At 65.8% G+C, this 15,879-nt stretch carries 13 protein-coding genes; 5 read left to right on the top strand and 8 right to left on the bottom strand.

Annotated elements, in window-relative coordinates; genetic code table 11:
• Positions 1–3: 3 nt before the first annotated feature.
• The 6 genes from accC to FA85_RS07545 all read right to left on the bottom strand — a co-directional run bounded on the left by accC (position 4) and on the right by FA85_RS07545 (position 5,840).
• Positions 4–1,368, bottom strand: a complete 1,365-nt coding sequence (gene accC / locus FA85_RS07570; protein WP_036110106.1) for an acetyl-CoA carboxylase biotin carboxylase subunit — start codon at positions 1,366–1,368, stop codon at positions 4–6.
• 10 nt (positions 1,369–1,378) lie between these two features.
• Positions 1,379–1,849: an acetyl-CoA carboxylase biotin carboxyl carrier protein gene (gene accB, locus FA85_RS07565; RefSeq protein WP_036110111.1), complete on the bottom strand. Its 471-nt coding sequence runs from the start codon at positions 1,847–1,849 to the stop codon at positions 1,379–1,381.
• 61 nt (positions 1,850–1,910) lie between these two features.
• A complete protein-coding gene (gene aroQ, locus FA85_RS07560; RefSeq protein ID WP_036110114.1) occupies positions 1,911–2,360 on the bottom strand; it encodes a type II 3-dehydroquinate dehydratase in 450 nt (149 codons plus the stop codon).
• Positions 2,361–2,497: 137 nt separating this feature from the next.
• Positions 2,498–3,052 carry a DUF1415 domain-containing protein gene (locus FA85_RS07555; protein ID WP_036110117.1) on the bottom strand — a complete coding sequence of 185 codons (555 nt, stop codon included), beginning with the start codon at positions 3,050–3,052 and terminating at the stop codon, positions 2,498–2,500.
• Between the two features lie 20 nt (positions 3,053–3,072).
• On the bottom strand, positions 3,073–3,606 hold the full coding sequence (locus tag FA85_RS07550; protein WP_036110120.1) for a TlpA family protein disulfide reductase: 534 nt from the start codon (positions 3,604–3,606) through the stop codon (positions 3,073–3,075).
• On the bottom strand, positions 3,603–5,840 hold the full coding sequence (locus tag FA85_RS07545; protein ID WP_036110123.1) for a protein-disulfide reductase DsbD family protein: 2,238 nt from the start codon (positions 5,838–5,840) through the stop codon (positions 3,603–3,605). Before FA85_RS07545 ends, FA85_RS07550 begins: the two co-directional genes overlap by 4 nt.
• A 242-nt stretch (positions 5,841–6,082) precedes the next feature.
• On the opposite strand from FA85_RS07545, the gene FA85_RS07540 reads away from it, so the two are divergent.
• Positions 6,083–6,376, top strand: coding sequence for a co-chaperone GroES (locus FA85_RS07540; RefSeq protein ID WP_036110126.1), 294 nt, complete (start codon positions 6,083–6,085; stop codon positions 6,374–6,376).
• A gap of 60 nt (positions 6,377–6,436) precedes the next feature.
• Positions 6,437–8,080: a chaperonin GroEL gene (groL, locus tag FA85_RS07535; protein WP_036110129.1), complete on the top strand. Its 1,644-nt coding sequence runs from the start codon at positions 6,437–6,439 to the stop codon at positions 8,078–8,080.
• Between the two features lie 88 nt (positions 8,081–8,168).
• On the opposite strand, the gene FA85_RS22370 is transcribed toward groL, so the two are convergent.
• Both FA85_RS22370 and FA85_RS07525 read right to left on the bottom strand, forming a co-directional pair.
• Positions 8,169–9,176: a hypothetical protein gene (locus tag FA85_RS22370; RefSeq protein WP_036110132.1), complete on the bottom strand. Its 1,008-nt coding sequence runs from the start codon at positions 9,174–9,176 to the stop codon at positions 8,169–8,171.
• Between the two features lie 201 nt (positions 9,177–9,377).
• Entirely contained in the window at positions 9,378–11,270 is a 1,893-nt protein-coding gene (locus tag FA85_RS07525) for an LTA synthase family protein (protein ID WP_051943272.1), read from the bottom strand.
• A 178-nt stretch (positions 11,271–11,448) separates the two neighbouring features.
• Here FA85_RS07525 and glnE point away from each other — a divergent pair, with 178 nt between their 5' ends.
• The 3 genes from glnE to FA85_RS07510 all read left to right on the top strand — a co-directional run bounded on the left by glnE (position 11,449) and on the right by FA85_RS07510 (position 15,650).
• The gene (gene glnE / locus FA85_RS07520) at positions 11,449–14,334 is read left to right on the top strand and encodes a bifunctional [glutamate--ammonia ligase]-adenylyl-L-tyrosine phosphorylase/[glutamate--ammonia-ligase] adenylyltransferase (protein ID WP_036110135.1); all 2,886 of its coding nucleotides are present in this window, start codon (positions 11,449–11,451) and stop codon (positions 14,332–14,334) included.
• Positions 14,335–14,383: 49 nt separating this feature from the next.
• Positions 14,384–15,316, top strand: a complete 933-nt coding sequence (locus tag FA85_RS07515) for a nucleoside hydrolase (RefSeq protein WP_036110139.1) — start codon at positions 14,384–14,386, stop codon at positions 15,314–15,316.
• An 88-nt stretch (positions 15,317–15,404) separates the two neighbouring features.
• A complete protein-coding gene (locus FA85_RS07510; RefSeq protein WP_036110142.1) occupies positions 15,405–15,650 on the top strand; it encodes a type B 50S ribosomal protein L31 in 246 nt (81 codons plus the stop codon).
• The last annotated feature ends 229 nt before the right edge of the window (positions 15,651–15,879 follow it).

Below are 15,879 nucleotides of genomic sequence, written 5' to 3'. Positions count from 1 at the left end.
TTTTTACGCGGCTGGCGGCGTTTCTTTCTGTTCCGCCATGCGTTTTTCCAGGTAGTGGATGTTCTGTCCGCCCTGCTGGAAGCCGATGTCGGCCATGATCCGCTGCTGCAGCGGGATGTTGCACTTCACACCCTCGATCACTGTCTCGTTCAGCGCCATGCGCATACGTGCGATGGCGGTGGCACGGTCCGGACCGTGCACGATGATCTTGCCGATCATCGAGTCGTAGTTCGGCGGGATGCGGTAGCCGTCGTACAGGTGAGTGTCCACGCGCACGCCGGGGCCACCCGGGGCCTCGAAACGCTTCACCGTGCCGGGGCTCGGCATGAAGGTGTCGGGATCTTCCGCGTTCACACGGCACTCGATGGCGTGGCCGGTGAGCACGATGTCTTCCTGACGGATCGAGAGCTTCTCACCGCCGGCGATCAGCAACTGTTCGCGGACCAGGTCGATGCCGGTCACCAGTTCGGTCACCGGATGCTCCACCTGGATACGGGTGTTCATCTCGATGAAGTAGAAGCGGCCGTTCTCGAACAGGAACTCGAACGTACCCGCGCCGCGGTAACCGATGCGAAGGCAGGCGTCGACGCAGACCTTGCCGATCTCGGCGCGCATCTCCGGCGTGATGCCCGGTGCCGGCGCCTCTTCCACGACCTTCTGGTGACGGCGCTGCATGGAGCAGTCGCGTTCGCCGAGGTGGATGGCGTTGCCCTGGCCATCGGCGAGTACCTGGATTTCCACGTGGCGCGGATTTTCCAGGAACTTCTCCATGTAGACCTGATCGTTGCTGAAAGCCGCCTTGGCTTCCTGCTTGGTCATCACGATGGAGCTGGCAAGGTGCGGTTCGGTGCGCACGACGCGCATGCCGCGACCGCCGCCGCCGCCTGCCGCCTTGATGATGACGGGATAGCCGATCTCACGGGCGATGCGGATGTTCTCTTCGACATCGTCGCCCAGCGGGCCGCCCGAACCGGGCACGCACGGCACGCCGGCGGCTTTCATGGCACGGATCGCCTCGACCTTGTCACCCATCAGGCGGATGACGTCGGCCGTGGGGCCGATGAAGACGAAGCCGGACTCCTCGACCTGCTCGGCGAAATTCGCGTTCTCCGAGAGGAAGCCGTAACCCGGGTGGATCGCGGCGGCGTCGGTGATCTCGGCCGCGGCGATGATGCGCGGGATGTTGAGGTAGCTGTCGACCGAGGGACCCGGGCCGATGCACACCGATTCGTCGGCCAGGCCGACGTGCTTCAGATTGCGGTCCACGGTGGAGTGCACCGCGACCGTCTTGATGCCGAGCGCGTGGCATGCGCGCAGCACGCGCAGCGCGATTTCGCCGCGGTTAGCGATGACGACCTTCTCGAGCATGGGTCTGGCCTCAGGCGATGACGAACATCGGTTCGTCGAATTCGACCGGCTGACCGTTCTCGATCAGCACGGCGACGACGGTACCGGCCACATCGGCCTCGATCTGGTTGAACATCTTCATGGCTTCGATGATGCCGAGCGTCTCACCGGCCTTGACCTGCTGGCCGACGACGGCGAACGCCGGTGCGCCCGGGGTCGAAGCGGAGTAGAACGTGCCGACCATCGGCGCCTTCACCACGTGACCGGCCGGAAGGCCGGACTCGGCGGGTGCCGCCGCGGGTGCCGAGGCAGCCGCGGCCGGTGCCGCTGCCGCGGGAGCGGCGGCCGCCGGAGCCGGCGCCGCATACATCGGCTGGGCGACGGCGGTGCCCTTCGGCACGCGGGACAGACGGACGACTTCTTCGCCTTCCTTGATTTCCAGCTCGGCGAGGTTGGATTCCTCGAGCAGGTCGATGAGCTTCTTGATCTTGCGCAGGTCCATGGGGCAACCCTTAGTCGGTGGTGGAGGTGCGGGCGCCGTCTGGCGCGCCGCGAAGGGGAATTCAGGCGGCGGGTACGGCCAGCCGGAGAAGTGCGGCTTCGAGCGCCAGGCGGTAGCTGTCGCCGCCGAAACCGCAGATCACGCCCGCGGCGATATCGGACACATAGGAGTGGTGCCGGAACGCTTCACGCGCGTGCGGATTGGACAGGTGGATCTCGATGAACGGGATCGCCACGCCGGCCAGCGCGTCGCGCAGGGCGATCGAGGTATGCGTGAAGGCGGCGGGGTTGATCAGGATCCAGGCCACGCCTTCGTCGCGGGCCTGATGCACCCGGGCGATCAGCTCATGCTCGGCATTGGACTGGAACCAGCTCAGGTCGTGCCCGGCCGCCTGTGCGCGGCCCTGTAGCGAGCTGTTGATGTCGGCGAGCGTCTCGCGCCCGTAGACCGACGGCTCGCGAACGCCGAGGAGATTGAGGTTGGGTCCATGAAGGACAAGGATCCTGGCCACGCTTCACCTGTGCCGTAGGTCCGGAAATCCGGAACGCCGCGCAGTGTGCGCCTGTCCCCCGGACTTGTCCAGTTCGGTGAAGATCGACGCAGTTCGCTGGAGATCGCGACTTTCCACACGCTCCCGTATGGTCTTGGCTAGGGCTCGGGGAACAATGTCCGCCATCCGTCGTGCCCGAGCTTGTCCAGCGTGGCCATGTTGGCCTCGAAAATACTGGCCGCCTCCGGAAACGCGGCGACCGCCCGGTCGATGCTGGCTTCGCGCAGCAGGTGCAGGGTTGGGAACGGCGACCGGTTGGTGTAATTGGTGATGTCGTCCGGTGCGGTACCTTCGAACTGAAAGTCCGGATGAAAGCTGGCTACCTGGATCTCGCCGTCCAGCGAGAGCTCGGCCACCGTTTCGTCGGCGATCTCCAGGAATTCGTTGAAGTCCATGAAGTCGCCGAGGACGCGCGGGTGAATCAGCAGCGTGGTGTCGATCGTCTCCGGATCGCTGTCCCGCAGGCGTTTGAGTTCCCGCACCAGATCGTCATGCAGTTGCAGGGGCTGCTCCGCCTCGCTGACGACGAAGCGGATCTGGCCCTTCCTGTGCACGGCCTTGGCGAACGGGCACAGATTGAGGCCGATGACGGCACGTTCGAGCCAGCGACGGGTCGCATCGATCGCCTGGTCGTCTGAAAGCGGGGCATCCATGGTGGAGTTCTCCGGGAGATCTAAGGCGCGAGCCATTCGTCGATCTCGGCCGCGCTGAAGCCGCCGAGTTTGCGCCGCAGGATACGCCCGTCGTCGCCGATGAGGATGCTGTAGGGCAGAACCCGCCGCGTATTGCCGAAGGAGAGCGAGCTGCCGGGGGCGTCGCTGTCGACCAGCAGCACGGGGTAGTTCACCGGGCGCTCGGCGAGATAGCGTGCCGCATCGGCGGCGGTGTCCTCGGCCACGCCCAGGATGGCGACCTTGCGACCATGGTCGCGGTCCGAGGCGGCGCTCAGGAGTGGCATCTCACGCCGGCAAGGGGCGCACCACGAAGCCCAGAAGTTGATCAGCACGCGTCTGCCTCGCCATTCGGACAGGCGATGAGGCGTGCCGTCGATAGCGACGTAGGTGACGTCGGGCGCCACATCGCCCACCTCGGCCACCGTCATCCCGTCCGGGGGCGACGGATTGGCGCGGCGGTGCTCGACATACAGGCCGACCGTTGCCCCGGCGATCGCCAGGGCCACGATCCAGAAGGTCGGGCCGCGTGTCACGAGCCTGACGCGGTATCGAGCGCCTTCGCCACGCCGTCGTAAGTCAGGACGGTGGACAGCTTCCTGCCGTCGCCGCCACCCTTCGGATAGACGACGTACAACGGCACGCCTACCGAGTGGAACTGCTCCAGATACGCGGCGATGGGCGCATTGACGTCGGTCCAGTCACCCTTCATGTAGACGGTGCCCGTGCGCTTGAGCAGGTCCCTGAACGCGTCGGTGTCCAGCACGGCCTTTTCGTTGGCCTTGCAGGTGATGCACCAGTCGGCGGTCATGTCGACCAGTACCGGCGTGCCCGCGGCACGAAGTTCCGCGAGCTTGTCGGCCGAGTAAGGCACCGAGCCGTCGCTGGCCGTGGCGGTGGTCGTCGCTGCGGGAAGGCCATGCACCGTCCACAGCGCGGCCATGGCGCCGACAGCCAGCACGGCGGTGAAGACCCATGAGAGCGCGCTACGACGGCTGCGGCCGTACCACCACAACGCCATCGCCAGCAGTACGCCGCCTGCCAGCACCAGCGCCGTCGCGTCGGCACCACGCTGCTTGGTCAGTACCCACAACAGCCACACCGCGGTGAGGTACATCGGGAAGGCCAGTGCCTGCTTCAGCGTTTCCATCCAGCGGCCGGGGCGCGGCAGCAGGCGGGCGACGGCCGGCACGAAGCCGATGAGCAGGAAGGGCAGGGCGAGGCCCAGGCCGAGTGCCAGGAAGATCAGGAAGGCGATCGCCACGGGTGCCGCGAAGGCGAAGGCGATCGCCGAACCCATGAACGGCGCGGTGCACGGGCTGGCGACCACCACGGCCAGCACGCCCGTGAAGAAATCGCCCGAGGCGCCGGAGCGCGAGGCGAGGCCGCTGCCGATGTTGCCCAGCGAACCGCCGATCTCGAACACGCCCGACATCGACAGGCCCACGGCGAGCATGACGTAGACCAGCAGGCCGATGGCGACCGGCTGCTGGAACTGGGCGCCCCACTGGATCCCGTGGCCGGCGGCGCGGATGCCGACGATGATCACGCCGAGCGCGGCGAAGGCGACGAGCACGCCGGCGGTGTACCAGAGCGCGTGCTTGCGCGCGGCAGCGGGGCTTTCGCCACTCTCCAGCACCGTGATCGCCTTCAGCGACAGCACGGGCAGGACGCAGGGCATGAGGTTGAGCACCAGGCCGCCCAGCAGGGCGAGTCCGATCGCGGCGATGAAGCCGACCGGCGCATCGGAGGCGGCGGGCGTCAGGCCGGCTGGCGGCGGGGTGGGCGCCACCTCGGCCGGGGCGCTGGCCGGAGGCGCCTCGGTGGCGCCGCCGATCGTGGCCGCGTGGGTGGCGAGATCGACGCTGACCCGGCGGGTCATTACCGGGTAGCAGATGCCGTTCTCGAGGCAGCCCTGATAGGCCACGTCGACATCGACCTTGCCGCTCTTGCCCGCGCCGGTAAGCGGCACCGGCACTTCGACCTGGTCGAAATAGACGATGGTGTCGCCGAAGTGCTCATCGTGATGGGCGGTGCCACTCGGCCAGTCGGGCTCGCCCGCGCTGACGCCGGCAGGCGAGACCACCTTGATTTCGGTCTTGTCGCGGTAGAGGTAATAGTCCTTCGGCATCGTCCAGCGCAGCAGCAGGCTGTCGCCGCCCTTGACCAGCGCCTCGAAACGGAAGGCCTGATCGGCGGGCAGTGCCTGGGCTTCGGTACCCGGCAGCGAAGCCTGTGCGCCCAGCAGCGAAGCGCCGCCGGCAGCGGCTGGCGGCGCGCTGGCGGGTGCCGCGGCCGGGATGGTCGACGGGCCACCGATCGTGAGCGTCAGGTGCTCGGTGTTCGGCGGGTAGCAGATCTTCGGCTCGACCTCGTGGCAGCCCTGGTACTGGACGTCGAGCGCGAGCGTCTTCGTCGCGGCGTCGGCGAGCGTATAGGGCACGGTCGCCTCGATCTCGCCGTGGTAGATCTCCACGTCGCCGAGGTATTCGTCGTGCTTTTTGAGACCGTCCGGGAGGGTCGGCTGGCCCAGCGTGGCGCCGGCGTCCGCCGCCTTGATCCTGATCCGGCCGCGGTAGAGGTAATAGTCGGGCGCGATGGTCCAGTGCAGCCTGACCGAACCGGGCTGGCTCGCGTCGGAGGTGAGATGGAAGGCCTGGGTGACCGGCAGCAGGTCGTCTTCGGGATCCTGCGCGAAGGCCGGGGAAACGGCGAGCAACAGGCCGAGGGAGGCGACGAGGTTCCGCGCGAGGCGGGATAGCGGCGACATGGGGCTCTCCAGTAAGGCGTTGGTCATTATGACCGGGCAAACTCCAGCTGGCTTGCATCGGCGCCGGATGCTTTTTTGCACCGCGGCCCTTGAACGGTCCGCCGCCGCCGCCATCTGTCGACCATCCAGATAGTTCTTCCGATCCCGGGGCTGTTCTGGCTAAAATTCTGGCACTCACCCTGGGCAAGTGCTAACAGGGTGGCCTAAATTCCTTTCCCGTCAAACACATGTTTGGAGAAGTCATGAGCAAACTGCGCCCGCTGCACGATCGCGTCATCGTCAAGCGTCTCGAAGAAGAGCGCGTCTCGGCCGGTGGCATCGTCATCCCCGACAGCGCCACCGAGAAGCCCACCCGCGGCAAGGTCATCGCCGCCGGTACCGGCCTGCTGCTCGCCAGCGGCCAGCTCCGCCCCATGGGCGTGAAGGAAGGCGACGTGGTCCTGTTCGGCAAGTACGCCGGTCAGGAAATCAAGGTCGACGGCGAAGAGCTGGTCTTCCTGAAGGAAGACGACATCGTGGCGGTTCTGGAAGGCTGAGCCCCGGCTCGCCCCGTTCTCCCGACTCCCTCTACCTAACTATTCAAGGATTCAACGATCATGGCATCTAAAGAAGTCCGCTTCGGCGAAGACGTCCGCGCCCGCATGCTGAAGGGTGTCAACACCCTCGCCAACGCGGTGAAGGTCACCCTGGGCCCGAAGGGCCGCAACGTCGTGCTCGAGAAGAGCTTCGGCGTCCCGACCGTCACCAAGGACGGCGTCTCGGTCGCCAAGGAAATCGAGCTCGCCGACAAGTACGAGAACATCGGCGCGCAGATCGTGAAGGAAGCCGCCTCGAAGACCTCCGACGTGGCCGGTGACGGCACCACGACCGCGACCGTCCTCGCCCAGGCGTTCATCCAGGAAGGCCTCAAGGCCGTTGCCGCCGGCATCAACCCGATGGACCTCAAGCGCGGTATCGACCAGGCCGTCTCGGCCGCCGTCGGCGAGCTGAAGAAGCTGTCCAACCCGACCGCCGACGACAAGGCGATCGCCCAGGTCGGTACGATCTCGGCCAACTCCGATGCCAACATCGGCGACATCATCGCCACGGCGATGGGCAAGGTCGGCAAGGAAGGCGTGATCACGGTCGAAGAAGGTTCGGGCCTCGAGAACGAACTCGACGTCGTCGAAGGCATGCAGTTCGATCGCGGCTACCTGTCGCCGTACTTCATCAACAACCAGCAGTCGCAGCAGGTTGAGCTGGACGACCCGTTCATCCTCATCCACGACAAGAAGATCTCGAACGTCCGTGAGCTGCTCCCGGTGCTCGAGGCTGTCGCCAAGGCCGCCAAGCCGCTGCTGATCGTCGCCGAGGAAGTCGAGGGCGAAGCCCTGGCCACGCTCGTCGTCAACACGATCCGTGGCATCGTCAAGGTCGCCGCCGTCAAGGCGCCGGGCTTCGGCGATCGTCGCAAGGCCATCCTGGAAGACATCGCCCAGCTGACGGGCGGCACGGTCATCTCCGAGGAAGTGGGTCTGGCTCTGGACAAGGCCACCATCAACGATCTGGGTCGCGCCAAGCGCGTCGTGATCACGAAGGAAAACACCACGATCATCGACGGTGCCGGCGATGCCGAAGGCATCCAGTCGCGCATCAAGCAGATCAAGGCGCAGATCGAAGAGACCTCGTCGGACTACGACCGTGAGAAGCTGCAGGAGCGCGTCGCCAAGCTTGCCGGCGGTGTTGCCGTCATCAAGGTCGGCGCCGCGACGGAAGTCGAGATGAAGGAAAAGAAGGCCCGCGTCGAAGACGCCCTGCACGCCACGCGCGCAGCCGTCGAAGAAGGCGTGGTCCCGGGCGGCGGCGTCGCCCTGATCCGTGCACTCAAGGCGCTCGAAGGCCTCAAGGGCAAGAACACGGACCAGGATCTCGGCATCGCGATCACCCGTCGCACGCTCGAGGCTCCGCTGCGCGCCATCGTCACCAACGCCGGTGAAGAAGCGTCGGTCATCGTCAACCAGGTCAAGGCCGGTGAAGGTAACTTCGGTTACAACGCCGCCACCGGTGAGTTCGGTGACATGATCGCCTTCGGCATCCTGGACCCGACCAAGGTCACGCGTTCGGCCCTGCAGTTCGCGGCCTCGGTCGCCGGCTCGATCATCACGACCGAAGCGGCCGTGACCGAAGTGCCGAAGAAGGACGACGGCGCCGGCCACGGTGCCCCGGGTGGCATGGGCGGCATGGGTGGCATGGACTTCTAAGTCCTCGCCTTCCGGCTCGCTGTACGAAAGAGGCCCCGCTTGCGGGGCCTCTTTTTTTGCTTCGATGTGACTCAGCGCCGTTCGCGGTTCAGTACGCGATGGTCGCCGATGTCGGCGTCGTGCTCAGTCCGTAATTGCACTGCGGGTCGATGCCCGACGTATCGCTACCCTGCCACGGCGGTGACGCCACGCGCTGGTTGTTGCGGTCGTAGACCTCGATGTCATGGAAGGTGATCGGTCCTCCGGGATACTGCCCGCACGTCGCGACGCTGTACACCTCGAGCACACCACCGAAGACCCAGGTCAGATCCGCATACGGATTGGTCGTCAGCGAGCTGGTCTGGCCCGTGGTCGTGTTGCGCGAATCGATCTTCCACGTCGAACAGGCTTCGCCCGCGGCGCATGTGGAGTACGTATCGCCCACGACGTTGTCACCCGCGCTTGCCGGTATCGGATCGCTGTGGAACGTCGTGCCGTCGACACAGCAGTTCCAGCTCGCCAGCGTCCACGCCTTGTCGCCGTAACCGTTCCAGCCAAGCACGGGCTGAAGGATGGACTGCACGTTGGGCAACTGTTCCAGGCCGGGGAAGAAATAGATCACCTGGTCGCTCTGCGTCGTCGGCGCACTGGGCACCGTCCACGTGGCCACGATACGACCGATCGGAGTGCTGCTCGCATAGTTCGCCGACTGCACCCAGCCGCTCTGCGCCGGCGGCGGCGTCGCCGCGGACCGTAGCGTATGGCGGCCGTCCGCTTCGACGCGCTCGCCCTGTAACGTGAAATTGGCCTTGCCGCAGGTAGCGGCTTTCTCCGTCGTGCCCGAGGCACGTTTAATCAGACCGTTTTTCTGAAGCTGATCGCCTGCATGCACGGTGGCGACGCAGTCGGGTGAGAAATAACCATTGGGTGTGACGACGTAATCGTCCGGAACGCCCGCGGGCTTCGCGGTGGCCGGCATGGCGCCGACGCGGGTGAGTTGAAGCGCGGGCGCTGCCTGCGACGTATCCGCCGCGCTGGCGCTCAGCGTTACGGAGAACATGGCCGCGATGATGCCCGCGCGCGCCACAACCCTGCCGATTGAAGCGAACCTCTTCATGCGTACGACTCCTGCGTTGGAAGGATATCGTCCATGTGCCGACGACCGGATGATCGACGTGCGTCCCCCAGGCTCCTTTGCACTACGACGAGTGCAGAGCCACGCTAACAGTGCGGTGACAGGTATTTTGTGACGCAGGCGCTATTTGAATGACAAATAGCTACGTATGCCATTTTTGCGCACGAAACCTTTGACCGCGGCCTACTGTCCCGCACCGGACGCCGCGGCTTCTTCGGCTTCACCGGGCTGACGAGCGACCAGGTTCGGATCGGGCTGCGCGTATTTCGCCACCAGTGGATCGAGTTTCCGCTTCATGCGCAGCATCGCGACGTTGCGCATCGAGGTGTCGGTGAATTTCAGGCCGGCGTCTTCAGGCGCTTCCCTCGCATCGGGTGCGTGTGTCAGGGCCGCCAGTTGTCCACCGACGACCTGCGTCAGCGCAAAGTAGGCATCGTCATGCACGCCCGCCTGTTCCAGCAGTTTCCCCGGCAGCATCCACGATGCCAGATCGGTCTTTACCGGAGCGGGGCCGTCCTCGTGTGCGTCGATCAGGATGTACGGCACGGTCTGGGTCAGCATGTCGCTACCGTTGGTGAAGCCAGCCTTGGCGTACGTCTCGGTCAATGCGGGCAGGTGGTCGCCGTAAAACAGCAGGAGCGTCGGACGCTCGCGCTGCTTGAGGAGCTCGGCGAGGCGTCCGAGCTCGGCGTCCGCGTGACGCATGTGATAGATGTAATTGCGCAGCTGCAGCTTGGCATCATCGCTGATGCCATCCGGCACGGGAATGGCGTCGCGCTCCTTCGTGTCGATGTTCACCGATTTGTCGTAGGGCCCATGCGCCTCCATGCTGATGGCGAAGACGAACCGGGGCGGCCCGTCATTCTTCAGCTGGCTCATGATTTCGTCGGTCATGGCGCTGTCGGCCATGTATTCGCCGTCTTTGCGGAAGCCCTTCGGGAAATCGGGCTGCGAAACGAAGCGATCGAAACCCAGCGATCTGAAGGCGGCCGTGCGGTTCCAGAAGCCGGCGTCGTTGCCATGCACGGCGATGGTTTCGTAGCCGTGCGAGCGCAATACGCGGACCATGCCCGGCATGACACCGGCCTGCATCTGCAGATACGGGAATTGCATCGTCGGGAAGTAGCGCAGCGACAAGCCGGTCAGAACTTCGAATTCGGTGCGGATGGTTCCGCCGCCAAAGGTCGGTACGTGCAGCTGGCCCGTGCTGGCATGCTCGGCCAGGCGATGCAGGTTGGGCGCGAAGTCCTCCTGCTCGATGCCCCTGATGACGCTGGGGTCGAAGAAGGACTCGCTCTGCACGATCACGATATCAGGCGTTTGTCGGCCATTGGTGGCGGCCTCCGCCATGTGCTGGCGCAGGTCGCCGCCGGTCGCGGCGATGAATTGCTCGGCCTCGGCGGGATCCGCTTTCTCCTTCTTGCCTGCGTTTTGCAGGCGGAACTGCATGATCGTGGTCACGACGCCGTTGTAGCCCGCGTTGGACGCGGCCGACCACGGCTGCATGCCAAGCCGGTCCTTGTTGTACATCTTCGACCACGCGGGAACGCCCGCGAGTAGCGTGCCGATCAATGCGAAAAGGGTAAGCCCGGTGATCAGTCGACGCCCGTGCGTGCGGCGCGCGAACAGCGCCGGCTCGAACCGGGCGACGATCGCGATGAGGCCGATGGTGCCGAGGATCGCGAGATACGGCAGGGGGCTCGAGGGCAGGTAGCCGCCTAGCAGGTGCAGGCCACCATTCTTCAGCTGACCCACCATGCGGAAATCCGCAGGTAACAATGGCGAGCCGAGATTCTTCATCTTGATGGCGCTCACCGCGAGCACGGCGCCCTGCACCATGAACGCGACGCCGAACGACAGCCATGCCCGTCGGGTCAGCACCAGAAGCAGAAAGGCGAGCATGAGCCCCGGCAAGGCGTTGGCGAACAGGTGCCACGGGCGGTCGGCCCAGGCACTGCTGGCGACGCCGGGATTCCCATCGAGGAACCCGGTATAGAGAACGAACGCGACCGCGAGCAGGAGCGGCAAGGCGACCCGTCCGGCGATGTCACGCCAACGCGTTGAATTGACAGTCATAACGTCCTCTTGTCACGCCCCTGTCAGCGAGGGGGTAGGGACTGTAACGCAACGGACATGAACCGGTTGTCAGGCGGATGCGCCATGTCGCGACGAAAAAAGGTCATGATTCGTAAGAAAAATCTGAATCCTCTCACCCGGCCGCCACAGGCCTCGTCTCGGGCACAATGACCGCCTCATGAACGCTTCCACGCCAACACCGCGCGAAAGTCCCGAGCTCCGCGCGCTGATCGACCACCGTTACGCCGACGTGATGGCGGCGTGTCGCGCCGCACGCATCCCCCTGCACGATGACGCGGGCGTCGCCGAGCGTATCCGCCGCACGCTTCTCGCCTCGGACTTCGCTTTCGATGTCCTGCGACGTCAGCCCGAGTTGCTTGCGCCAGCGGGACTGGAGCGACTGCGCGGCAATGCCGATGCGAGCACGCGCGCCACCTCGCTCGATCTGCCCGCCGACGAAGATCGCTGTATGGCGATGCTGCGCCGTTTCCGGCACGCGGAGGCGCTGCGTATCGTGTTTCGCGACGTCAACGGGCTCGACGATGTCGATGACACTTTGTCGTCGACGAGCGCGCTGTATGAAACGCTGCTTTCGGCCGCCCTGCGCTGGTCGGAGCACTCGTTGCACGCGCGCTTCGGCCGCCCACGCGATGCGGCCGGTGTCGAACAGCGCATGGTCGTGATCGGCTTCGGCAAGCTGGGCGGCAACGAACTCAATTTCTCCTCGGATATCGACCTCGTGCTCGCCTACGCGTCCGGAGGTGAGACCGACGGCTCGCGTCCACTCGACAATGGCGAGTATTTCATTCGGGAAACGCGACAGCTCGTACGGTTGCTGGCCGAGCCGACGGTCGACGGCATCTGTGCCCGTGTCGACCTGCGATTGCGTCCGTTCGGCAACGCCGGCCGGCTGGCGTTGCCTTTCGCCGCCATGGAGCAGTACTACCAGCGCGAAGGCCGTGACTGGGAACGCTACGCGTGGATCAAGGCGCGACCGGTGGCGGGCGATCGCACGGCCGGTCGCGAATTGCAGGACATGCTGCGGCCGTTCGTTTACCGGCGCTATCTCGATTACACGGCGTTCGCCGGGCTGCGCGAGATGAAGTCGCTGATCGATGCGGAGGTGGCGCGGAAAGACCTTGCCGGCAACCTGAAGCTGGGTCCCGGTGGTATTCGCGAAATCGAATTCGTGGTGCAGCTCACCCAGATGATTCGCGGCGGTCGCGACCCGGCCCTTCGCGTGCGGGGACTGCTTCCCGCCCTGCGGGCGTGCGAGGCAAAGGGCTATATCCCCAAGGCGCGCGCGAAGCTGCTGCGGGAGGCTTATCTCTTCCTGCGCCTTCTGGAGAATCGTGTGCAGATGTTGCGCGACGCGCAGACGCACGATATTCCGGACGACGAGCTGTCGCGCGAGCGCCTGGCGCTGGGTCTGAACTACCCCTCGTGGGATGCGCTGGCCGAAGTCCTGACGCGTCACCGCGACGCGGTCTCGGCGGAATTCGCCGCGGTGCTGGTGCCGCAGGCAGGCGGAAAAGCCGTCGCGCCCGCCGCCGACGTGGAGTTGTGGGAGGCCGCGCGGGACGAATCGCTGGTGGCGGCGACGATGGAAGCCTCCGGTTTCCGGCCCGGACAGGACGTGGCGTCGGAGCTGATCAAGTTGCCTCGTGCGGCATCGGTGCGGTCGATGTCGGCACGTTCGTCCGAGCGCCTGCAGCGGCTCATGCCGCAGCTGATCGGTGCCGCCCGCAGCAGTGCGTCGCCGGCATCGAGTCTGTTGCGCATGCTGCGCCTGGTGCAGGCCGTTGCGCGCCGTTCGTCGTATCTCGCGCTGCTCGACGAGCAGCCCAGTGCGCGCCGTCGTGTCGCCACGGTCTTTGCGGACAGCGCGTTCCTTGCCGAGCGGGTGATTGCGCAGCCGCTGTTGCTCGACGACGTGCTCGATCCGCGCATCGATCAGCTGCCGCTGAAGCGCGCGGACATCGCGGTGGAGATGGCCCGCTCGCTGGGCACGCTCGACGAGCGCGACGCCGAGCACGAACTCGAGCGCATCAATGAATTCCGGTCCAGTATCGCCTTCCGGCTGGGTCTCGCTTTCAACGACGGTCGTGCCGACGCGACCGCCACGGCGCGTCGTCTCGCCGGACTGGCCGAGGCGGTGGTCGCCGCGGTGCTGGCGCTCGCCACGCGCGAACTGACCGCTCAGCACGGGCGCCTTCCCGGGGAGGGCAGCGGCTTCGCCGTGCTCGGCTACGGCAGCCTGGGCGGTGAAGAGCTGGGCTTCGCCTCCGATCTCGATCTTGTCTTCGTCTATGACGGCAAGCGCGCCAATGCGATGAGCGATGGCCCGCGTCCGGTCGATGGCACCCGGTGGTATCAGCGTCTCGCCCAGCGTGTCATGCACTGGCTGAGCGCGCAGACGCATGCCGGCAAGCTCTACGATGTCGACACGCGTCTTCGGCCGGACGGTTCGAAGGGGTTGCTGGTCGCCAGCGTGGATGCCTTCGAGGCCTATCAGCGCGATCGCGCCTGGACCTGGGAGCATCAGGCGCTCCTGCGGGCTCGTCCGGTTGCCGGCGACGCGCGCGTGGGTGGCCAGCTGGCGGAGATCCGTCGGGAGATTCTTGCGACGCAGCGGGACGGTGCCCGGGTGTTCGCTGAAGTCAGCGCCATGCGGACTCGCTGGCGCGGCGAGCGCGACCGGTCGGATGCCGAACAGGTGGACCTGAAGCAGGGCGTGGGTGCGCTGATCGACATCGAGTTCATCCTGCAGGGCATGGTGCTTGCGCACGCCGCCAGCTGTCCGCCTATTCTGGATACGCCGGCCAGCAGCAGCCTGATCGACGTGCTGCGCGAGCAGGGGCTGCTGACCCAGTCGCAGGCGGATACGCTGCACCTGGCCCATGCGGATCTGCTCCAGGCGGGACTTACCTGCACGCTCGATCTCCGTTCGCGCATCGCGACCCGTACCCCGTCGCTCAGACGGGTGCTCGCTGGCGTGAGCCAGGTCGCGTCGGAGCTCGGCTTCGAGTTCGGTACGGCCGAGATCGCGTCGCAGGCTGTCTGAAGGGCCCGGCCGGCGGTATGCTGTCCGGCCGTCCACGGACCGATAACCGATGACCCGACTTCCGTTGCTGATCGACACCGACCCCGGCGTGGATGACGCGCTGGCGATCCTCATGGCGCACGCGCATACCGATGTCGCCGCCTTGACGGTTGCCGCGGGCAACGTAGGCCTCGGTCATACGGTGCGTAACGCCCGTACGCTGGTCGAACTGATCGGAGCGACGACGCCTGTGTTCGGCGGATGCCCGTCCCCGCTGGTGCGTGCGCCCGATGAGGACGCCGCGTTCGTCCACGGCGCGGATGGCTTTGGCGATGTCGGCTTTCCAGAGCCCCAGCATGTCGCGGAGGCCGAGCACGCCGCGCTCGCCCTGATCCGCCTGACCCGGGAACGTCCGGACGAGCTCACGCTCGTCGCACTGGGTCCCCTGACGAACCTGGCTCTGGCCGTGCGTCTGGACCCGACGCTGCCTGCGCGCGTGAAGCGCCTGGTCATCATGGGCGGCGCCGTCACCGGTCACGGCAACACGGGGAAGATTCCCGCCGAGTTCAATATCGGATTCGATCCCGAGGCGGCGCACGTCGTCTTCGAGGCATTCGAGCACTTCGATCTGGTGGACTGGGAGGCGACCGTCCGTCACGCCTTCCCCGACGAGGTCTACGAGCGCTGGGTCGCCTCCGGCGATAAGCGCGCCTCGTTCTTCGAGAAGATTTTCGCGACGGCCCGCCGCTTCAACGCCGAGCACGAGCGTACCGGGTTCATCGCGGCCGACGCGCTGGCCATGGCCGTGGCACTGGATCCCGCCATGATCGTGCGCGCCGAAACCCGCCACGTCGCCATCGAGCTCGACGGGCGCCTCACGCGTGGCGCTACCGTGGTCGACTGGCATGGCCGTCTCGGCGGCAAGCCGAACGCCCGCATCGTGCTCGAGGTCGACCATGCCCGCTTCGGCGAGCTGATCGCGGGCGCACTGGGCGCCGTGTGAGATCCCGCCCGGGGTCCCGGCTTGCACGACCCCGGACCCCGGGCTACAATGCCGCTCTTTTCACCCCGCTATTTCTCAGGTTCAAGCCATGAAAGAGAACATTCATCCGAAGTACCAGTCGGTGGTCTTCCAGGACCTTTCGTCCGATTTCGCGTTCCTGACGCGGTCGACGATGTCCTCCAAGGAGACCGTCAAGTGGGAAGACGGTAACGAGTACCCGGTCATCAAGCTCGATATCTCGAGCCACTCGCACCCGTTCTATACCGGTAAGCAGAAGACGCTGGACATCGGCGGTCGCGTCGACAAGTTCCGTCAGCGCTACGGTCAGAAGTAAGACCGCACCATCCGCGCGCCGCCTGCGGGGTGGCGTGTCGCGAGGATAGAGGACACGGGGCGAGCCCATGGCTTGCCCCGTGTCTTTTTGCGTGTGCGATTTACACGCGGGCCTAACGGACGTTTGAATCGTCGCTGTGTGATAATGGGGAACTTCGGTCGCGGGTTGCGGCCGGTACGGGACCTTCCCCAGGGTGCCGTTATTCCAACCATTGCTACGTCGTTCCATT

The organism is Luteibacter mycovicinus (assembly GCF_000745235.1).
Classification (GTDB): domain Bacteria; phylum Pseudomonadota; class Gammaproteobacteria; order Xanthomonadales; family Rhodanobacteraceae; genus Luteibacter; species Luteibacter mycovicinus.
The sequence above is the reverse complement of the archived record's forward strand: the minus strand, read 5'-3'. Positions and strand labels throughout refer to the sequence as shown.